Here is an 18,493-nt window from a genome sequence, read left to right as displayed (position 1 = left end):
ATGAAAAAGTTTTTCAGCCTGCTCGCGACCTTGCTGGTACTGGCTTTGGCGATCTGGATTGGCCGCACGTTGTGGGTGCACTACATGGAAACGCCGTGGACCCGCGACGGCCGCGTGCGTGCCGACATCATCAACGTCGCCGCCGACGTCACCGGCGAAGTGGTCGACGTGCCGGTGCGCGATAACCAGTTGGTGAAAAAGGGCGACCTGTTGATGCAGATCGACCCCGAGCACTACCGCATCGCGGTCAAGCAGGCGCAGTCCCTGGTCGCCTCGCGCAAGGCCACCTGGGAAATGCGCAAGGTCAACGCCCACCGCCGCGCCGACCTCGACGCCCTGGTGATCTCCAGGGAAAACCGCGACGACGCCAGCAACATCGCTGACTCGGCCCTGGCGGATTACCAGCACGCACTGGCACAACTCGAAGCGGCCGAACTCAACTTGAAACGCACCCAGGTCGTGGCGGCAGTGGACGGCTACGTCACCAACCTCAACGTGCATCGCGGCGACTACGCGCGCATCGGCGAAGCCAAGATGGCCGTGGTGGATATGAACTCGTTCTGGGTCTATGGCTTCTTCGAAGAAACCAAGCTACCCCATGTGAACGTCGGCGACAAAGCTGACATGCAGTTGATGAGCGGCGAGACGTTGAAGGGGCACGTAGAAAGCATCTCCCGCGGCATCTACGACCGCGACAACCCCGAGAGCCGCGAATTGATCGCCGATGTGAACCCGACCTTCAACTGGGTGCGCCTGGCCCAGCGGGTGCCGGTGCGGATTCATATTGATGAAGTGCCGCAGGGGGTGTTGTTGGCGGCGGGGATTACGTGCACGGTGATCGTCAACCAAACGCCGAACTGAAATGTGGGAGGGGGCTTGCTCCCGATTGCGGTGACTCAGTCAACGTATCAAGTGACTGATACTCCGCAATCGGGAGCAAGCCCCCTCCCACATTCGATTTTTGTTGACAGGCAGATTGGGCGCCGCTTCAGGTTTGTGTGTTGGCTCTGATTTTTTGTCGACATTTGACCCGCAGCATGCTGACGAAGCGGCACATTGCAAAGCACTGGCGGCGGCAGCGGTATAAGCAATATAAGTAGCTGCAAGGCTGGAACCTGCACTGAGAGGCGCTGACGCGATGCCTGCCTTGGCAACGATAATCCCAATCACAGCTCCACCACACGCCAGGCCCATCCCCGCTGCCTCACGCCATAGCTGCGACTTGCGCGGCGAGTTTGCCATCCACTGCGCGTACTCATCGGCAGTCATCCCCAGGAAGTCGCTTGGAATCCTTTCACCTGTGAGTGGACAGAGGTGAAAGAGCCAGGGGATAGTTTCCTTGTAATGATGTCAGGCCGTTCGCTGTTTTTTGTAGGACCCGGCCGTGCAGTTATTTCATTGCGCTACATAAGTTTCATGCAGATGACGCCACAACGGCGCGCCACTGGCCTGTTTCTCAAACACTGCGGTGGCACGGCGATTGTCGATAGCGTTCGTTGAACCTGGGACAGGGCCGCGAGCACAGCATGAGATTGGCCCGGCCTAGTTAGCCAAAGAAACTAAATAGAGCGCCAATGCCCCCATCTGGATCTGTACCCGCGACGTTCGCACCCACGATAACGCGGTGGTCGCCCCGCTTGGCTAACACCAAAGGGGTGGACATGACGGGGGCGTCCAGATCGATGTAGCCCTTGTTGTTGAAGTCCATATTCAGTGTGCCATCAGCTTTGAATTGAGCGATATATACCCAAGTACCTCCGGATGCCGTCGTAAGGTCCCCTGCGCTTGTGTTCATGATGCACTGCCAGCCAATGTCACGGTTGTCATCAAATTCGCTGACCAACGGTTTGCCATTATTGAACAGTTGATGCGCGGCGCCATTGGGGGTGATGGCCTGGATCAGGCCTTTCGTCGTTCCATTGCCATTCAGACCGACTTGACCAGCGCCAATAAGACTTTTGTCATCCGTTCGTTCGACAAGATCGTAAAGCGTGGTGTCACCCGCAATGCTGTCAACGCGGTGAAAACCAGGGGTCTGCGGGCTGCCAAAAGCACTATCTGTGGTTCCATCAGGGTTGAGGCGGGCGCAGAAGGCTGTTTGGCGCCCAGGGGAGAATTGGGCATGCCCAGCGATGACTATTTTGTAATCGTTGCCCTGGCTGATGCATGCGTTGATGGCAGTGGCGGCACTGGGGCCGAGAAGGTTGAAGTCGAGCCTGCCATTGCCGTTCAGTCCAGGATCCAGAACCCCATTGGGTAACAGGCGAAACAGCACACCTACGGTCAGGGCTGGATTGCGGCGTTTGGAGTAATTGGCGCTTACCAGAATGCATCCGTCCTTTTGCACATGCACTTTCACCGAGTCCTCCGTCAGCCCCTCATCCGGCATGGTTTGAAGAATGCATCGGCCTTTTTCGGCAAAACTTGTGTCGGGTCTGCCCTTGTCGTCGAAGCGAGCAACCACCAAGTCGGCCCAATCATCGAATGAGCTGCGTGATGTCCAGCCCGCCATGAGGATTTTCCCATCGGGCTGTACAGTCAGTCTTGAAGCTCCGGCTGGTAACGACTGCCCAAAATCACCGGTGGCCAGGCCGTTTGGCGTAAACGCCCCATCCAGGCTCCCGTCGGGCTTCAGGCGCCCCAAGCCGTAGACGAAATGTTCTTTTTTAAACAGGTTGGCACTGAACAGAAGCTGGCCGTTGTTATTCGTAGTAAGCCCCTTGAGTCGAAAACGAAGGGTCAGGCCGGGAATATGGTTGAGTATCGAATACAGGGTGGTTTGCCCATTGATGCCAAAGTCCGGGTCCGGAGTACCGGGTTGATTCAATGACTGACTGTTGGAAGAACTCATCGCAGCATTCCTTCACGCACTCGAGGGGATGGTGGCCAAGTCAATAAAACAGCAGGCTTTGGCTGGACTACGCTGCAAGTCTGTTCCTGGGGCACCCCCTCGTCTACTGTCAGATCTGACAGGTGCTAACTGGCCATTAGTTGTTGCGCGCCTGAGGCACAAAAGTCTCATGCAGATGACGCCACAGCAACGCACCGCTGGCCTGTTTCTCAAACACCACGGTCGCACGGCGATCCGTCTGTGTGCCGCTGGCATCGATCTGATGTTCGCGATAAGTCACCGTTGCGCCGCGCGCATGCCGGTCAATCCCAGCCATTTCACTCAAGGTGATCTTCAAGCCCGGGCGCATGCCGCCCAGGCGAGTGAACAGCGCGTTGACCCCGGCTGCATTGACGCGTGTGCCGGTGGCGGGGGCGATCATGCTGAACTCGGGCGAGAAGCGCGCAAGTAGGCTTTGCAGGGTGCCTTCTGGCGCAACCCCGGCAAACCATTGCTCGATCTCGACGTGGGTCTGGATCACTTCTTCAAAAAAATCGCTGTAGTCGATCATTTACAAACTCCCATTCAAACCAAAGCGTTTTTTCAACACGGCTTCCAATAATCCCTTGGGCAACAACGCGGCCATCAACGGCAACGCCCGGCTGCCATTGCCCGAGCGCAACAGGCGCGGCGGCTGTGGTTGTTGCACGGCCTTGAGCACATCCGCTGCAAACACGCCGGCCGGGGTGGGCTTGTCCTGAGAGGCCTGGCTGCGTGCGCGAATGCCCTCGCGCAACGGCCACCACGGCGATTTTTCGTTGATTAACAGCTCGGCCTGGGCGCCGGCGTTTTTGGCAAAACTCGTATTGATGGCGCCGGGCTGGACCTCCATCACCCGCACCCCAAACGGTGCCAGCTCCATGCGCAGTGCATCACTCAGCGCATGCACCGCCGCCTTGGACGCGCAGTAGGCGCCGGCAAACGGCGTGACCAGCACGCCGGAAACGCTGCCGATATTCACCACCAGCCCTTTGCGCTTGCGCAGGGCCGGGAACAGTGCCTGGGTCACGCCGACGATGGAAAATACATTGGTCTCGAACTGGCGCTGCATCGCTTCGGTGCCGCCATCGAGCAGCGGGCCCATGGCGCCGTAGCCGGCGTTGTTGATCAGTACATCCAGCTCTCCCAGTTGTTCGGCCAGGCGCTGTAAAGCGGCACTGTCATTGACGTCGAGTTCGACGGCATTGAAACCCGCGGCGGCGAGGGCGGTGACGTCTTCCGGGCGGCGGGCGCTGGCCCACACGTTGAAACCGGCGGATTTGAAGGCCTCGGCCAGGGCGCGGCCAATACCGCTGGAGCAACCGGTGATGAGTACGTTGGGCATGGATCAGTCCTTTGTCAGTCCGAGAAGCTGCCTTGCAGGTGCTCGGCGCGAAATTCCAGGGTTTGCGCGCGGTAGCCGGGGCGCAGGGGCGGGGTCGGCAGGCAGTCGTCCCAAGTGGCGCCGGCCTGCAACTCGCCGGGGCCGCGATAGCGCGGGGCAGCATAGACGTTGTCGGCCAGGTTGACCGTATCGCCCGGCGCATAGGCGGCGACGCGCCAGCGCAGTTCGGTGAGGGGGACGTCGTTGCCGTTGTTCAGGGTCAGCTTGAGTGGTCGGTCGGCCGGGCATTCCTGCGGGGCGTAGGTGATGCGCAGTTCCAGGCGCGCCAGTTGCGAGGCTTCGCGGTTGTCCAGCCACACCACCCACACCGCGACAAGACCCAGGCCGACGGCAGCGGCCAACGATACCGGCAATGCCTTGGCCGGGTAGCGCAGCAGGAGGATCAGCCAGGTGATGATCAGTAGAACGCCGAAGAACATGGAGACCACCTCGAATAGGGAACGAGCATCCTAACTTAAGCGTAGGTGGGATTGGCTACCTTGAGTGCTGTGGTGGGCGTGCCGACCTCATCGTGGGCTTGCCCCCGATAAGCATAAGTATCTACACAACTTCAGTAGGATAACGCGTAGCAGCTGTCGAGCCTTGGCGAGGCTGCGTTTGCGGCGCGTCTGACACACCGCCGACGCAGCCTCGCCAAGGCTCGACAGCTGCTACGCAGGGGGCTCGGCTCAAGATCTGTAGATACTTATGCCCCGATAAGGCCCTCACCGCCAGCGCAAATCCCAAACAAAAAGCCCCCACCCAACCCACTGCGGATAGGGGACGCAATGGGCTGGGTGAGGGCTTCTTGTACGACTGTTTTACTGCGCGATAGTTTTCACCGAAACGCCGCGTTCAACCGGCGTCGAGCGCCCGTAGATATCTTCAAACCGCTCGATATCGTCTTCGCCCAGGTAGCTGCCCGATTGCACTTCGATGATCTCCAACGGGATCTTGCCCGGGTTGCGCAGGCGGTGCACCGAGGCGATCGGGATGTAGGTGGACTGGTTCTCGCAGAGCAGGAACACGTTCTCGTCACAGGTGACTTCGGCGGTGCCGCTGACCACGATCCAGTGTTCGGCGCGGTGGTGGTGCATCTGCAGCGACAGGCACGCGCCCGGCTTGACCGAGATGTGCTTGACCTGGAAGCGGCCGCCCATGTCCACCGAGTCGTAGGAGCCCCACGGACGATAGACTTCGCAGTGGTTCTGGGTTTCGCTGCGGCCCCGTTCGTTGAGGGTGTTGACCATCTGCTTGACACCCTGGACCTTGTCCTTGTGGGCAATCATCATCGCGTCCTTGGTTTCCACCACGACGATGTTTTCCAGGCCGATCACCGATACCAGCTTGCCGTTGCCGTGGATCATGCAGTTCTTGCTGTCCTGAATCACCACGTCGCCCTTGGTGACGTTGCCGTTGGCGTCTTTATCGTTGACCGCCCACAGCGAAGCCCAGCAACCCACGTCGCTCCAGCCGGCGCTCAACGGCACCACGCAGGCGCGCTGGGTTTTTTCCATCACGGCGTAGTCGATGGAGTTGTCCGGGCAGCAGGCGAAGGTGGCTTCGTCGAAGGTCACGGTGTCGGCGTCTTGCTGGCTGCGCTCCAGGGTCAGCACGCAGGTGTCGTAGATGTCCGGATCGTGCTTTTTCAGCTCTTCCAGGAAGCGGCTGGCGCGGAACAGGAACATGCCGCTGTTCCAGAAGTAACCACCGCTTTTGACGAACTCGACGGCGCGTTTTTCATCGGGTTTTTCCACGAATTGCTGTACGCGGCTCACGCCTTCGGGCAGCAGCGAATCGTTGGTGGACTTGATGTAGCCGTAGCCGGTTTCCGGACGAGTCGCCGGCACGCCGAACAGCACCATCTCGCCACGCTCGGCGGCCACGGTGGCCAGGGCCAGGGCGCGTTGCAGGGCTTTTTGGTCGTCGATCACGTGGTCGGCCGGCAGGACCAGCATCAGTTCATCACGGCCTTCGTTGACCAGCATCATCGCGGTGAGGGCCACGGCCGGCGCGGTGTTGCGGCCGAAGGGTTCCATCAGGATGCGTTGGCACTCCAGTTTACGGTTGGCCAGTTGCTCGTTGACGATGAAGCGATGGTCCTTGTTGCAGACCACGATCGGGGAGTCCATGCCTTCGAACACCAGGCGTTCCAGGGTTTGCTGGAACAGCGTGTGCTCGCCGGTCAGGGCCAGGAATTGTTTTGGGAACTGTTTACGGGAAAGCGGCCAAAGACGTGAGCCGCTACCACCGGAAAGGATTACTGGGATCATGTGTTTCTCCTTGAATCAATTTGGGTCAGAGCTACGAAGGTTTGTCGTTTCACTCTTGTTTTTGTCTCGTGTCCGGGCCGGCCGAAGCCGACCCGGAAAATTCATTCAGCGGGTCGACACCGGGCGTTTTACCCAGACTGGCGAAATGCTCGAACCCGAACCGGTCACGTACAGCACCGCTGCTTCACCGCGCTCCAGGGCCACTGGCTTGACGTCGCCGACTTTCTTGTCGCCGTCATACAACGCCAGGCTCACCTTCACCGGGTTGATTTCACGTTCGCCACGGCCTTTGGCAGCCACCGACTTGACCACGTCGGTCTTGCCGTCGGCGGTCTTCAGGGTCAGGGCCTTGTCGCTGAGGTTCTGCACGCGCACCAGGGATTTCTGCTTGTTCTTGAACGGCGGTTCTTCGATCAGCTGTGGCTGGCCGCTGTTGTTGTTGACCAGGGTGTAGTAGTGGTCCGGGGCGAGCTTGACCGGCACGGTCTGGCTGCCGACCTTGGCGCTGTAGTCGCCGCCGGGCATGAAGCTGAAGTCGCTGCTGGCCAGCGGGGCCACGTCGCTGAGGTTGGTGCTGCCGACAGTGGCGCTGACTTCCTGGTTGGAGGCGTTGTAGATCCGCACGAAGCTTGAGCCTTTCGGTGCGACTGGGCCGTACAAGGCAGCGTCACCGGCGAAGGCGGACAGGGATACCAAGCTCATACCGGCAGCCAGGGCCAGAGTCTTAGCGAGACGACGCGGAGTAGTAGTGAAAGTCATGTGAGTTACCTCTCTTTCAGTTTTGCGCCCGGTCGGGCGTCTCGGATTTTGGGTTTTTAGCTGGGGTGTTCAGTGCCATGTTTTGTTGGCGCGAACCGGCTTGTTTAAGTTGCGCAACCCACGATGGGTCGGCATCACCGATTTCGTTGTTCACGGGCAGATAACGTTCAGGAAACTCCCAGATCAGCACCTGTGGCGGGCTGTTCTTGAAGTCGTCACTTTTCAGGTAGCTGAGCATCGGCAGGATCGGGCCGTGGCCGTCTTCGGCGTAGCTGACCACGTCGCTGCCCAGGGCTTGCTTGAGGGCGCCGACGAAGTTCCAGTTGGGGTTGGCGCTGTAGCTGGTGCCCACCAGCGCCACCGGGGTTTCGCTGTCGCTGAACAGCGCGTCGTCGCCTTTGGTTTCGGCCAGGTGCGTGACGCGTTTTTCCAGCGGCTCTTTCGGTGGCATCAGGTTTTCGAACAGCGGGTCCAGGGGCAGGAACAGACGCAGGTCGCCTTTATGCGGCTCGGTCTTCTCGGCCTCGGTGACAAAACGCTGCGGCTCGCCGTGGAGCGGGGTCTTGTCGGCGATGGTTTTAGCCAATTGCTTGGCAGCGATTTCGGCGCCGTCCGGGGTCCAGTGGGTGTCGGTGCGCAGGAACACCTGCTTGCCGCCCAGCTTGGCCTGTTGCAGCGGGCCGAGCAGGTCCGGGGCGATGATCTTGTCGGCGGCCACACGGGCGTGGAAGTCCTGGTACAGGTTGGCGTGGATGCTCGCCGGTTTCACTTCACCCAGGTGTTCCGGGTACAGGCGCACCTTGGCCGGCACGATCGCCATCACCAGTTGGATGCCCTGGGCCTTGAGCTTCTGGCGCACGCCTTCGACCAGCGCGTAGTTGTCTTGAAGGTTCTGGTCTTCGTTGACGGCGGGGTTGAACTCCTCGTCGCTGTACAACCAGTGATCGCGGCCCAGCACCACCCCAGGGCGGCCTTCATTGAACAGCTTGTAGTCCAGCGCGGCCCAGAGGTTGGTGCCCAATCGCTTGATCGGGAACTCCTCGTCGTAATGGGTCTCGACGGCCTTGGTCCAGCGACCGTTGAGCACGGTCGCGTCGGCGTTGGTGCGAAAGTCCAGGAAGCTGCGCAGCGACCAGGCGCCCAGGGCCAGCAGCAGCACCAGGAACAGGCCGATATAGAGGACGCGTAATGAACGGGTCATGGTCGGCTCCCTCAGAATTGGAAGTAAAGGAACGGCGAGAAACTCTGCGCCGACAGTTTGAGAATCGACGCCACGAACAGCAGCAGCACTGCAGCGCGCATGGCGTAGCGTGGCCAGTCAGCAGTCCAGTAGGCCGGTTGCACGGCAGCGTCACGGCCAACGGTGAAACCTGGCTCGTGGATGCTGCCCGGGTTGTCGCCCGGCACGGCCTTGATCAGGCTCGGGTCGGCCGGCTTGGTTTTCTCGGCAGGGCGGTTGGTGTAGAAGTCGCGCAGGCCGAAGAACGCCAATGTTGCGTACGCCACCACCAGGGTCGCGACTTGCAGGCCGGTGAGGTTGGCGCGGTTGAGTTCCGACAGCGACCACTCGCCGAAGCTGAACATCGCACCGTACATACGGCCGGCGACGTGGAGGTTCTCGGCGCGGAAGATCACCCAGCCCATCACCACCAGCAGGAAGGTGAAGGCCCAGCGCAGGACATTGAAACTGCGCGGTGCGGTGTTGAGGCCGATGGCTTTTTCAATCGCCAGCCACATGCCGTGCCAGGCACCCCACACGATGTAGGTGATGTTCGCACCGTGCCACAGGCCACCGAGCAGCATGGTCAGGAACAGGTTGCGGTAGGTGGTCAGCGTGCCTTTACGGTTGCCGCCCAAGGTGATGTACAGGTAGTCACGCAGCCAGGTGGACAGGCTGATGTGCCAGCGCCGCCAGAACTCGGTGATCGACTGGCTGATGTACGGCTGCTTGAAGTTTTCCATGAAGCGGAAACCCATCATCAAGCCCAGGCCGATGGCCATGTCGCTGTAGCCGGAGAAGTCGAAGTACAACTGCGCGGTGTAGGCCAGCGCCCCTAGCCAGGCATCGCCGGTGGTGGGGTTTTGCAGGGCGAAGCAGTGGTCGGCCACCACCGCCAGGGTGTCGGCGATGAAGACCTTCTTGATGAAGCCCTGCATGAACCGCGTGCAGCCCTCGGAGAATTTGTCGAGGGTGTGGGTGCGATTGTTGAACTGGTCGGCCAGGTCGCGGAAACGCAGGACCGGGCCGGCGATCAGGTGCGGGAAGATCGCCACGAACGCCGCGAAGTCGATGAGATTGCGGGTCGCCGGGGTATCGCCACGGTACACGTCGATGATGTAGCTGATGGACTCGAAGATGTAGAACGAGATCCCGATCGGCAGCAGCACGTGGGTGAGGATAAACGGCTCCAGGCCGGCCGACTTCATCATCACGTTGATGCTGTCGACGCCGAAGTTGGCGTACTTGAAGTAGCCGAGGATGCACAGGTCGACCGCCACGCCCAGCAGCAGCCAGCGTTGGGCCGGCTTGGTGCGCACGCCGGCGGCACCGACCTTGAGGCCGATCCAGTAGTTCCACAGCGTGACGGCGGCGAACAGCGCCAGGAAGTCCACTCGCCACCAGGCGTAGAACACGTAGCTGGCCAACAGCAGCAGCAGGTTGCGATAGCGTTGCCCGCTCAAGTAGTACAAGCCGAGAAAGATCGGCAAGAACAGAAACAGGAACACATTGGACGAGAAAACCATCCCGATCTCTCCATGTTTAACCAACAGTCAAGGGCCAGAGCCCCCCCAAACCCCCCACAACTTCATGGGCGGCGATGCAGCTTTTGTAGTGAGCGGGCTTGCCCCGCGCTGGGTGGCGAAGCCGCCCCAAAACCCTACACCGCGGTATGCCTGGCACACGGCGGCGGATCGATTAGGACTGCTTCGCAGCCCAGCGCGGGGCAAGCCCGCTCACTACAGGTAATCCATTCAGCCTTAGCTACCTTTGTTGCCTTTTTCATGCGCGGGGTCGTACACCTTGGTCAGGTCACCCCCCAGGCGGAACGTCTTGAACGGCTGCATCCCGTGCTTGCGCTCCACCACATCCGGTGCGCAGGTGTAGAGGGTGCAGAAGGGTTCGAGCCAGGCGAATTTCATGTCCTGCTTCAGGTCCTTCATGTCCTGCTCCTTGCCGTTCTTCTGTTCGAAGATCTCCGGGTCCTTGACCCCGGCCAGCACTTTGTCGCCCAGGCGCTTGAGTGCGCTGTTGTTTTCCTGGCGCAGGTCAACACCGTTGACCAGGGCAAAACTGGCGATCATCGCCAGCGGCGGCAGGGCGTAGTTGTGGTACGACAAGGCGCGTTGCTGACGCTTCAATTCGTTGGGCAAGAAGCCTTGGTCGTCGACCTGGTTCACGCCGACCTTGTATTCCTTCACGGCCCAGTCAAACAGGTCGCGACGGTTAGTGGCGATGGAGGTTGCCATCACCGACCAGGCGGCCCAGTAGGAGTGGTTGTTGGTTTTTTCCAGCGGCAGGTTGTCCCAGTCGCTCACCACCTGATCGGCCAGTTTGTTGAACCAGGCTTCGATCAGTTGCGATTCCTGCGGGTGGTTGGCCAACGGGTGCGAGTCGGAGAACTTCAGGCGTACATAGGCCGACGCCATGCTGCCCAAGGCCCATTTGCGCATGGACTTGCCGGTGTGGTTGAAGTCCTTGGACATCAACGCATCGGCCTTGGCCCACGACACCAGCCAGTTCAGGGTGCATTCGAGCTGCTCCGGGCGACCGTCGCGCATGAATTGCATCACGCGCTTGCTGGTGTCTTTTTCCAGCTTGGTGATGTCGGCGGTGCTGTCGCGAAAGGCTTTTTCCGACTGAACATTCAGCGTGGAACGGGCCTTGTCGGAGCCTTCGTACTTGCTGCGAAATTGCAGAGGCCCGGTGTAGGGCGTCGGCATGGTGTCGCAGTTTTCCTTGAAGTCGCCGGTCTTGAACGCTTCAATCGGTGCGAAGTAGCCCTGGGGCGGACGCAGCGGGGCGGCGGCGTTGGCTGCACCGGCGAAGATCGCCAGGCCCAGCAACGATGGAATCCATAACTTCTGCATAAGTAACCTCATTGCACGCTTATTTCACGGCGTCGAGGCGGTCTGTTGACCACCCGCTGGGAATACGTTGCGTGTGCAAATTTTCGCTTCGACCTTCTGCGCAGCAGCGCCCGCTTCGGGACCCTGCACTTCCACGGCCAGCAAGTTCTGCGAGGCCCAGTCTTCATCGGTGCGCAGTTCAAAGGCGAAACGCCCGTCTGTATCGGATGTTTCGGGTTTCTCGATCTTGATGTCCTCGTGGCGCCCGTTCATGTACCAGAGGGTGGCTTGCAAGGTTTTCACCGACGGGTCGGCGAAGCGGATATCAACCTGATGGTTGGCGTTGCGCAGGTCTTTATTCGAACTGTTAACCATCAATTCGTTCTTGCCGGGTTTCAATGTTGTGCTCGCACTCATCTGCGCGGTCTTGCCTTCGCAGCCGTTGTCGAGCAGCGCCATCATCTGGCGGTAGATGGTCTCCTGGTCCAGGCGATAGAGCGGCGAGAATTCCCAGATCAGGATTTTCGGCGGGCTCTTCTGGAATTCGTCGCTGCCCAGGTACTGGATCATCGAGCCTTCCAGGCCACCGCCGGGGAAGGCGACGTTGAGGATGTCGGCGCCGATTTCTTCTTCCAGGAACCCGGCAAAGTTGTAGTTCTTGCCACTGTGGCTGGTGCCCACCAGGGTGATCTGCGGGTTGCCCGAATCGCCGAACAGGTCGCCGTCGCCGGCTTCGCCTTTCGGCTCGGTGGTGAACTGGTCCATGTACTGGATCGCGTAGCTGGTGCCGCACAATTGCCCGGCCATGTTGTGCAGGGTGCCGGTCTTGCCCATGCGCCCGGAGCGCTTGGTCTCGAATTCGCGCTTGGGAATATCGGCAAACTCAGGCATTGCACGCACCTTGGCGCCGACGATTTTCGCCGTGCGCTGGGCGCCGTACGGGGTCCAGTGCTGGTCACCGCGGAAGTAGAAGTCGTGGGCCGGCAGTTCGTCCGGCAGTTGCTCATTGGTCAACGGTGACAGGTCCGGCACCACGTAGCCCATCTTGGCGAAACGGCCGAGCATGGTCTTGTAGTTGCCCAGGGCCTTGTCGAAATCGAACGAGGCTTTTTCCGCGGGGTTGAGCTTGTTGCGGTTCACCAGGCCACGGGTCGGCTGGTAGACCACCACCAGTTCCACGCCCTTGGCCTTGAACGCGTCGTGCAGTTGTTGCATGCGCTTGTAGCCGGCCGGGCTGGTGTCGAATTCGGTGCGCAGGTCTTCCTGGGTACGGAACAGCCAGTCGCCCTGGGCTTGCACCAGGGTGGTGAAGTTCTGCTGGTAGCGCGTGGTGTAGTTTTTCGCGTCATGGGCGGCCGGGCACAGGCTGCAGCAGGGTTCGGCGGTGAAGGTCGGGGCCTTGATTTCGTCGGCGCGCACGCCCTGGCTGGCTGCGAGCAGGCCGAGGGTCAGACCCGAGAGGCTCAGCAGTTTGATCATGTGTGGGTGCATAAGGGTCATCCTCAGTCCTGCATTTCGGTCTGGCGTTCGACAGGGTCGATCAGCACGGCTTTCTGCTGGCGCACCAGCAGGTCGAGAATTTCTTCCTGACGATCGCCCAGCACGCCGGAGAAACTGATGCCGCTGGATTTGGTCGGCGCCAGCATCGATACGCGGTACAGCTCGATACTCAGTGGCGAGTCGATGGACAGCGGCCCGCTGCCGTTACCCGCCAGTTCACCGCCGACCACGATCAGCGAGACCTTGGCGTCGAACGGGTCGAGGGCGATGTCGCGGTCGGTGTCGGTCAAATCCTTGATGTGGCCGTACACGCCGGTCAGGCCGTTGGCCATCGAGGTGTTTTCGTACAGCTTGATGTTCACGCTGTTACGCACGCGGATGCCGTGGCGACGGTTGCTGATCACTTTGTTGCCCCACAGCAGGTTGTCGCCGCTCTCATAGAGGGTGATGCCGTCGGTGTGGTTGCGGTAGATCTCGTTGTCGGCGATCAGGTTGTTCACGCTGTTACGGTCGATCACCAGGCCCGAAAGCTTGTTGTCGTAGCTGCGGTTGTTGAAGATGAAGCTGTCGTTCACCTCACGGGAAATGATGATGCCGTGCTTCTTCTTGGTGCCGTAGACGGTGTTGTCCGCGATGATCAGGCCGTGGGAACGGTCATGGGGGTCAATGCCGTAGACGATGTTGTCTTTGTAGGTATTGCCCTTGATCACGAAGCCCGTGGTCTCGTAGCAGTAGAAGCCGTACCACATGTCCGAGAACTCGGAATCGATGATCCAGCCGGTCGGCTCAGGGCGCTTGAGCACCTTGGCCATGTTCGGCGTGTACTGGGAAATACTCACCCCGTACGACTTACTGTTGGCATAGCCGAAGCTGGCCATCTTGGTCTTGGAGACGTAAGTCTCGGTGCCGCCCCAGGCCAGCAGGAACGGGCGGAACTCCTTGGGCGACTTGAACAGCGCCGGGCCATTGGCTTTTTCGTCCCAACCGGTGATCTTGGTGTCACGCACAAACAGCTGGCCGTCGTTGATCAGGAACGAACCGGCTTGCTGGGACAGGCGCAGTTCCTGGGTGTTTTTATCGATGTCCAGGATGCCCTTGCGCCCGACCACGATCGGCAACTTGGCCAGGAACACGCCCGGCGAGGTTTCGCTGAAGTACTGCTTGGGCACTTTGCCGAGCAGGTCCTTGAGGTTCATGTAACCGTCGTCGACAAAGATCGCCTGGGGAATACCGTGCTGGCGCACCACCCATTCGGCCATCTTGTTGTCGCCGCCGATAAAGTCCTTGAGGGCGTCTTCCTGCATCATGCGACGGATGCTGATCTTGCCGGGCCTGGTGCGTACGATCTTCTTTTCCATCGCTGCGGCGGTATAACCCGACAGGTCAGGCAGGGCCGGCTTGGCCATTTCCAGCGGCGCGGTCGGCGGGCTGGAAATGGTGTAGGTCTTGGCCTGTTGCAGTTCCTTGGCGATGGTCGGCGCCTTGGCCGCCGTATCGGCAAACGCTGTGGCGCTGGCCATCAGCATTGCCGCGACGAGTAGGCTTTGAGCATTCATTGCGCAGGCTCCCATCAGAATTTCCAGATCACGTCGACAAACGCGCGATGCATGTACGAGTCGACCTGGCTGCCATAGGCATCACCTGGCTTGAACACACCGGCACGGAACCGCACCAGGGCTGATGGCTCGTCAACCGACTGGCTGAGCGCGGCCGGCAGCAGGCCCGTCTTGAAGTACTTGGTGACTACAAGGTCCATCTCCTGGCCCAGGTCTTTCTTGCCGTCTTCAAGGGGCAGGGAAGTGCTGGACAGGATCGCGCCGGTCACGTCATCGGTGTTGTTCTGCACGGCGTCGATGCCATTGCTGCCCACCGGCTTGTTGCCGTCGACGCGCCAGAACTTGTGGTACACCAGGCTGGCGTCGTAGTCCTCACGCAGCTGCCAGGAGCCGAACAGGCTCATGGACTGCATGTTGTTCATCTCGCCGCGAAACGCTTCGCCGAAACGGTGCACGCGGGACTGAGTACCGGTCCAGTTCGAACGGTTGCTTTGCAGGCCGTTCTGCTCGTACTCGGCACTGGCGCGGGAGTAGGCCGCGCCCACTTGCCACTGCGGGTCGAGGCGCAGGCGGATACCCAGGTCGGTCGCCCAGCCACTCACGTCATCGCTGCGCTTGGCCTCTGTCGGGCGGGTGCCGTCGGCGTTCAAGGCATTGACCGAGTCGCGGTCGCCTTTCATGCCGGTGATGCTGGCCCAGTAGTTGACGGTGTTGGTGTTGCGCCAGTTGTAGGCGTCGCTGTTGGCTTCGATGCCGAGCCAGGTCAGGTCGCCGTTCTCGCGCTTGTCCAGGGAGTCGGTGGCGACGCCCGGTTCCGGGTAGTCGAGCTTGCCGTTGTCATGGGTGTGGTGGCCACGCAGGCCGATCCACTGGCCCGGCGTCCACTGGTAGGACGCGTCGGCGTAGAGGTGCTGACGGTCCTTATCCTTGGGCGACAGTTCCTTGAGGTCGGTACGGTATTCGCTGAAACGTTCGGCGGCGCCGACGTTGGCCTTGAGCAGGGTGGTGTCGAAGGTCCAGTTCAGCGCTTCGATGTTGGTGTCGCGCCATTGGCCGTCGTCATTGCGCAGGCGTTGGCGACCGAGCTTGAGGATCTCGCCGGGGTAGGGCGTGAAGCCGCTGTAGCCGACCCAGAACTCGCGCATGGCCAGGTAGTTTTTCTTGGTCTTGCGGTCGTTGTTGGTGGTTTGCTGGTTTTCGTCATCCGCCGACTGTTGCAGGGTGTCGGTCTCGATGATGTCGCTCGAAGCCACCGCCTGGCCCATGGCGTAGGCGCTCCAGTTGCCGCTTTCGCCGTAGATCCACGGGCGCAGGTCGAGGCCGATGCCGTTGACGTCGCCGCCTTTCTGGGTGCCGAGGTCGCGGTCATCTTCGGACTGCGCGGTGGCTTTGACTTCCAGGCCGAAGTTCTTGGCTTCGGTCAGCGCGGCCAGGGTCGGGCACGACCACAGCAGGGCGAAGGTCAGGCCGATGCCGGCCTGCACGAATGGATTGAGCTTCATAGGGATTCCTCGCCGTCTTCTTCTTCCAGGGCGTGCAGTTGCAGCGTGCTCTGGGCCAGGGTGCCGCGGGCGGCCAGTTCCTGTTGCACCAGGCGTTGGCCTTGGGCGCGTTGTTCCGGTGTGAGCGGGGCTTCGAGCTGCGTGGCCAGGTCATTGGCCTCTGGCGTGCCCTGGGCTTTGGCCAATTGGCTGAAGACATAGGCATTCAATGGGTCGGGCTTGGTGCCCTTGCCTTGGGAAAACAATTGGGCGATGGCGAAGTCGGCGCTGTTCTGGCCGTTGCGCGCAGCGGTCAGCAGGTGGTCCAGGGCTTTTTGCGAATAGACCTGGCCCAGGTAACCACGGCGGTAGATCTGACCGAGGTAGTAGTCGGCAGCTACTTCGCGGCCCACGGCTTTCTGGAAGTGCGCTTCAGCCGCCTTGGCGTCCGCCGGCACCCACTTGCCTTCGTAGTAGAGCTTGCCCAGCAACAGCTCGGCGCGCGGCTGGTCGGCGGCGCGGCCGTTGTCCAGGTATTTCATCATCTGGTCGACGTCGCCCAGTTCGGGGAAGTCGTAGAGCAGTTGCGCCAGGCTGACCCAGGAAGCCGGGTAGCCGGGGGCGATTTTTTCCAGCAGGGCCTGGGCGGTTTTCTCGTCGGTCTTGCCCAGCGTGGCGTCGCCCAATACGCGGGCGACGCTGTCGACGCGTTGTGCGGTGACGGTGCCGCGGCTGTAGCCGGCTTCCATCTGCTTGAGCAGTTCGGCCTGTTTTTCCGGCTGGGCTTTTTTCTGGTAGACCGTGGCCAACTCGACATAGCAGATGTCGGTGGTGTTCAGCGCGGCCTTGCAGATGCGCTCCACATCATCCAGATGCTGGTCGTAGGTGTCCTGGGTGCGATACAGCAGGACCTGGGCCAGGCCGGCTTCCGGGTAACCGGCGGCCTGCCACTTGCTGATCTGCTGCTGGGCATTCACGTTGGGGAAGCTGTGGGGGTATTGCAGGTACAGCATCGCCAGCGGGATCAGGGTGTTGCCTTCGCCATTGGCAAAGGCTTTTTTCAACAGGCCTTCGGCTTCATGGTGTTCGGCTTCGGTGGAGCCCGGCTTGGCCACCAGCAGGCGACCGAGGCGGGCCTGGGCGCGCGGCGAGATATCCGCCGCGGCACGGTAAGTGGCCTCGGCCTGTTTGATTTGCGCCGGATCGCGGGTGCCTACCTGGATATCGGCCAGGCCCACCTGGGCCTCGCTGTAACCCAGTTCTGCCAGTTGCTGGTAATTCTGCTGCGCGGTGACGGTATCGCCACGCTTGAGCGCTTCATTGGCCAGGCGTTGGTCGGGCAGGCCGGCGCAACCGGCGAGGGCGATGGCCAGCGCCAGGGGCACCGGCAGGGTTCGAAGGGCGCTCATGATTAAAGACCCGCAGCCATGGCTTTATCGATCAGCCAGTTCAGGGATGGGCCACGGTCGCTGGTCACTTCCACCGGGCGGCCGGCGTAGGCGCTGTCCAGCGGGGCGTCAGGTTTGATCTGTACACGGATGTCGGAGGACAGGTCGGCGCTGTTCAGGCTGGTGCTGCTGACGATGGTGCCGGTGCGGGTCTGTTCTTCGTCGGCCACCTGGAAGCTCACCGGGGTGCCTGGGCGCACGTCACCGAACTGACGATAGGTAAAGCGAGCTTCGACGTTAGCCTGGCTGCCGCGTGGCACCAGTTGGAAGATCACATCGCCTTTGCTGGCGTACTGGCCGTCGGCGACCAGTTGCTGCGCCACCACGCAATCGCATGGGGAGGTGAGCGTGCCGGTCATTTGCTTGCCGAACAGTTCTTCGACCTTGGCCGGTTGCAGTTGGTCTTCGTCCAGATGGCCCTTGAGCACATCCAGCATGCTGGTGCTGAAGGTCGCCAGTGGTGCACCTTTGGCCGCCACCGCGTCACCTTTGAGCAGGCTTTGCACGGTGCCGTCGCGGGGCATGGTCACGTTCATGCCGGGCACGCTGACCAGGCCCGCCTGGGCGTGGCTGACGAAGTACATGCCGTACACCGATTTGAACACGAAGCCGAAGGCTGCCAGGCCGACGAGGAAGATCGCCAGGCTGAACGTCACGGCGCGCAGGCGGCCGAAGGCGCTCATGTTGCTGCCACCGTCCTTGACCTTGCGCGCCTTGGTGAAGTTGTCGCGTTGCAGGGTCGCCAGCACATCACCCATGGTCACGATGTCGCCCGACAGGTGCGAGGTGATCAGGTGGCGCAGGGTGGAAATATCCTGGGCGTCGAGGTTCTGGAACTGGCAACCGGTGCGGCCGCTCTGGCGGTCGTAGGAGCGGATCTGCAGCTCCACATCCATAGCCAGGCCGAGGTTATCGATGACGAATTGCAGGCGACCCTTGTGCACTTCACCCACGGTCAACGGCTGGGTGGCGGTGAACGCCAGGCCGCCGGCCGAGAGGTCGATCACCCGTGCTTCGGTCTGGGTGCGGTCGGTGTTGAAGAAGCGCAGCTTGGCCGGGATTTTGACCCGGGCATGTTGGCGCTGGGCTTCGGATTCGTGGACAACGTTGGCGTTTACTTGGCTGTTCATGACGGTGTAATTCCTTGGTTAATTC

The 18,493-nt window shown here is 61.0% G+C and carries 15 protein-coding genes and 1 pseudogene; 1 reads left to right on the top strand and 15 read right to left on the bottom strand.

Annotation, left to right across the window (positions count from 1 at the left end; all coding sequences use genetic code 11):
* Complete coding sequence (locus tag Q8X51_RS06455) at positions 1 to 861, top strand: efflux RND transporter periplasmic adaptor subunit (protein WP_065948992.1); 861 nt, start codon at positions 1 to 3, stop codon at positions 859 to 861.
* Between the two features lie 534 nt (positions 862 to 1,395).
* On the opposite strand, the pseudogene Q8X51_RS06450 reads toward Q8X51_RS06455, so the two are convergent.
* From Q8X51_RS06450 to Q8X51_RS06380, 15 genes and pseudogenes are all read right to left on the bottom strand, one after another.
* Positions 1,396 to 1,482, bottom strand: a pseudogene (locus Q8X51_RS06450) (DUF4440 domain-containing protein); the annotation flags it as partial.
* A gap of 64 nt (positions 1,483 to 1,546) precedes the next feature.
* On the bottom strand, positions 1,547 to 2,851 hold the full coding sequence (locus Q8X51_RS06445; RefSeq protein WP_407693148.1) for a hypothetical protein: 1,305 nt from the start codon (positions 2,849 to 2,851) through the stop codon (positions 1,547 to 1,549).
* 136 nt (positions 2,852 to 2,987) lie between these two features.
* Entirely contained in the window at positions 2,988 to 3,401 is a 414-nt protein-coding gene (locus Q8X51_RS06440; protein WP_027604738.1) for a hypothetical protein, read from the bottom strand.
* Positions 3,402 to 4,214 (bottom strand): SDR family oxidoreductase, encoded by an 813-nt coding sequence (locus Q8X51_RS06435; RefSeq protein WP_315871375.1) that lies wholly within the window; start codon positions 4,212 to 4,214, stop codon positions 3,402 to 3,404. It lies immediately after the preceding gene.
* A 14-nt stretch (positions 4,215 to 4,228) separates the two neighbouring features.
* Positions 4,229 to 4,693 carry a hypothetical protein gene (locus Q8X51_RS06430; protein ID WP_027604736.1) on the bottom strand — a complete coding sequence of 155 codons (465 nt, stop codon included), beginning with the start codon at positions 4,691 to 4,693 and terminating at the stop codon, positions 4,229 to 4,231.
* A gap of 381 nt (positions 4,694 to 5,074) precedes the next feature.
* Positions 5,075 to 6,526 carry a mannose-1-phosphate guanylyltransferase/mannose-6-phosphate isomerase gene (locus Q8X51_RS06425; RefSeq protein WP_407693149.1) on the bottom strand — a complete coding sequence of 484 codons (1,452 nt, stop codon included), beginning with the start codon at positions 6,524 to 6,526 and terminating at the stop codon, positions 5,075 to 5,077.
* A gap of 105 nt (positions 6,527 to 6,631) precedes the next feature.
* A complete protein-coding gene (locus Q8X51_RS06420; RefSeq protein WP_027604734.1) occupies positions 6,632 to 7,285 on the bottom strand; it encodes an alginate O-acetyltransferase AlgF in 654 nt (217 codons plus the stop codon).
* A gap of 16 nt (positions 7,286 to 7,301) precedes the next feature.
* Entirely contained in the window at positions 7,302 to 8,486 is a 1,185-nt protein-coding gene (locus Q8X51_RS06415; protein ID WP_065948988.1) for an alginate O-acetyltransferase, read from the bottom strand.
* 11 nt (positions 8,487 to 8,497) lie between these two features.
* Positions 8,498 to 10,030 (bottom strand): MBOAT family O-acyltransferase, encoded by a 1,533-nt coding sequence (locus tag Q8X51_RS06410; protein ID WP_065924234.1) that lies wholly within the window; start codon positions 10,028 to 10,030, stop codon positions 8,498 to 8,500.
* Positions 10,031 to 10,264: 234 nt separating this feature from the next.
* On the bottom strand, positions 10,265 to 11,374 hold the full coding sequence (locus Q8X51_RS06405; RefSeq protein WP_407693150.1) for a mannuronate-specific alginate lyase: 1,110 nt from the start codon (positions 11,372 to 11,374) through the stop codon (positions 10,265 to 10,267).
* A gap of 24 nt (positions 11,375 to 11,398) precedes the next feature.
* Positions 11,399 to 12,844, bottom strand: a complete 1,446-nt coding sequence (locus tag Q8X51_RS06400; RefSeq protein WP_074845124.1) for an alginate O-acetyltransferase — start codon at positions 12,842 to 12,844, stop codon at positions 11,399 to 11,401.
* A gap of 11 nt (positions 12,845 to 12,855) precedes the next feature.
* Positions 12,856 to 14,424, bottom strand: a complete 1,569-nt coding sequence (algG, locus tag Q8X51_RS06395; protein ID WP_253493351.1) for a mannuronan 5-epimerase AlgG — start codon at positions 14,422 to 14,424, stop codon at positions 12,856 to 12,858.
* Entirely contained in the window at positions 14,424 to 15,911 is a 1,488-nt protein-coding gene (locus Q8X51_RS06390; protein ID WP_407693151.1) for an alginate export family protein, read from the bottom strand. Before Q8X51_RS06390 ends, algG begins: the two co-directional genes overlap by 1 nt.
* Entirely contained in the window at positions 15,908 to 17,299 is a 1,392-nt protein-coding gene (algK, locus tag Q8X51_RS06385) for an alginate biosynthesis TPR repeat lipoprotein AlgK (protein ID WP_407693152.1), read from the bottom strand. Before algK ends, Q8X51_RS06390 begins: the two co-directional genes overlap by 4 nt.
* A gap of 2 nt (positions 17,300 to 17,301) precedes the next feature.
* Positions 17,302 to 18,468: a PilZ domain-containing protein gene (locus tag Q8X51_RS06380; protein WP_407693153.1), complete on the bottom strand. Its 1,167-nt coding sequence runs from the start codon at positions 18,466 to 18,468 to the stop codon at positions 17,302 to 17,304.
* Positions 18,469 to 18,493 lie beyond the last annotated feature (25 nt).

The sequence above is a fragment of the Pseudomonas sp. Yb2C2 genome, assembly GCF_052112325.1.
GTDB classification, from domain to species: Bacteria; Pseudomonadota; Gammaproteobacteria; order Pseudomonadales; family Pseudomonadaceae; genus Aquipseudomonas; species Aquipseudomonas marginalis.
The sequence above is the reverse complement of the archived record's forward strand: the minus strand, read 5'-3'. Positions and strand labels throughout refer to the sequence as shown.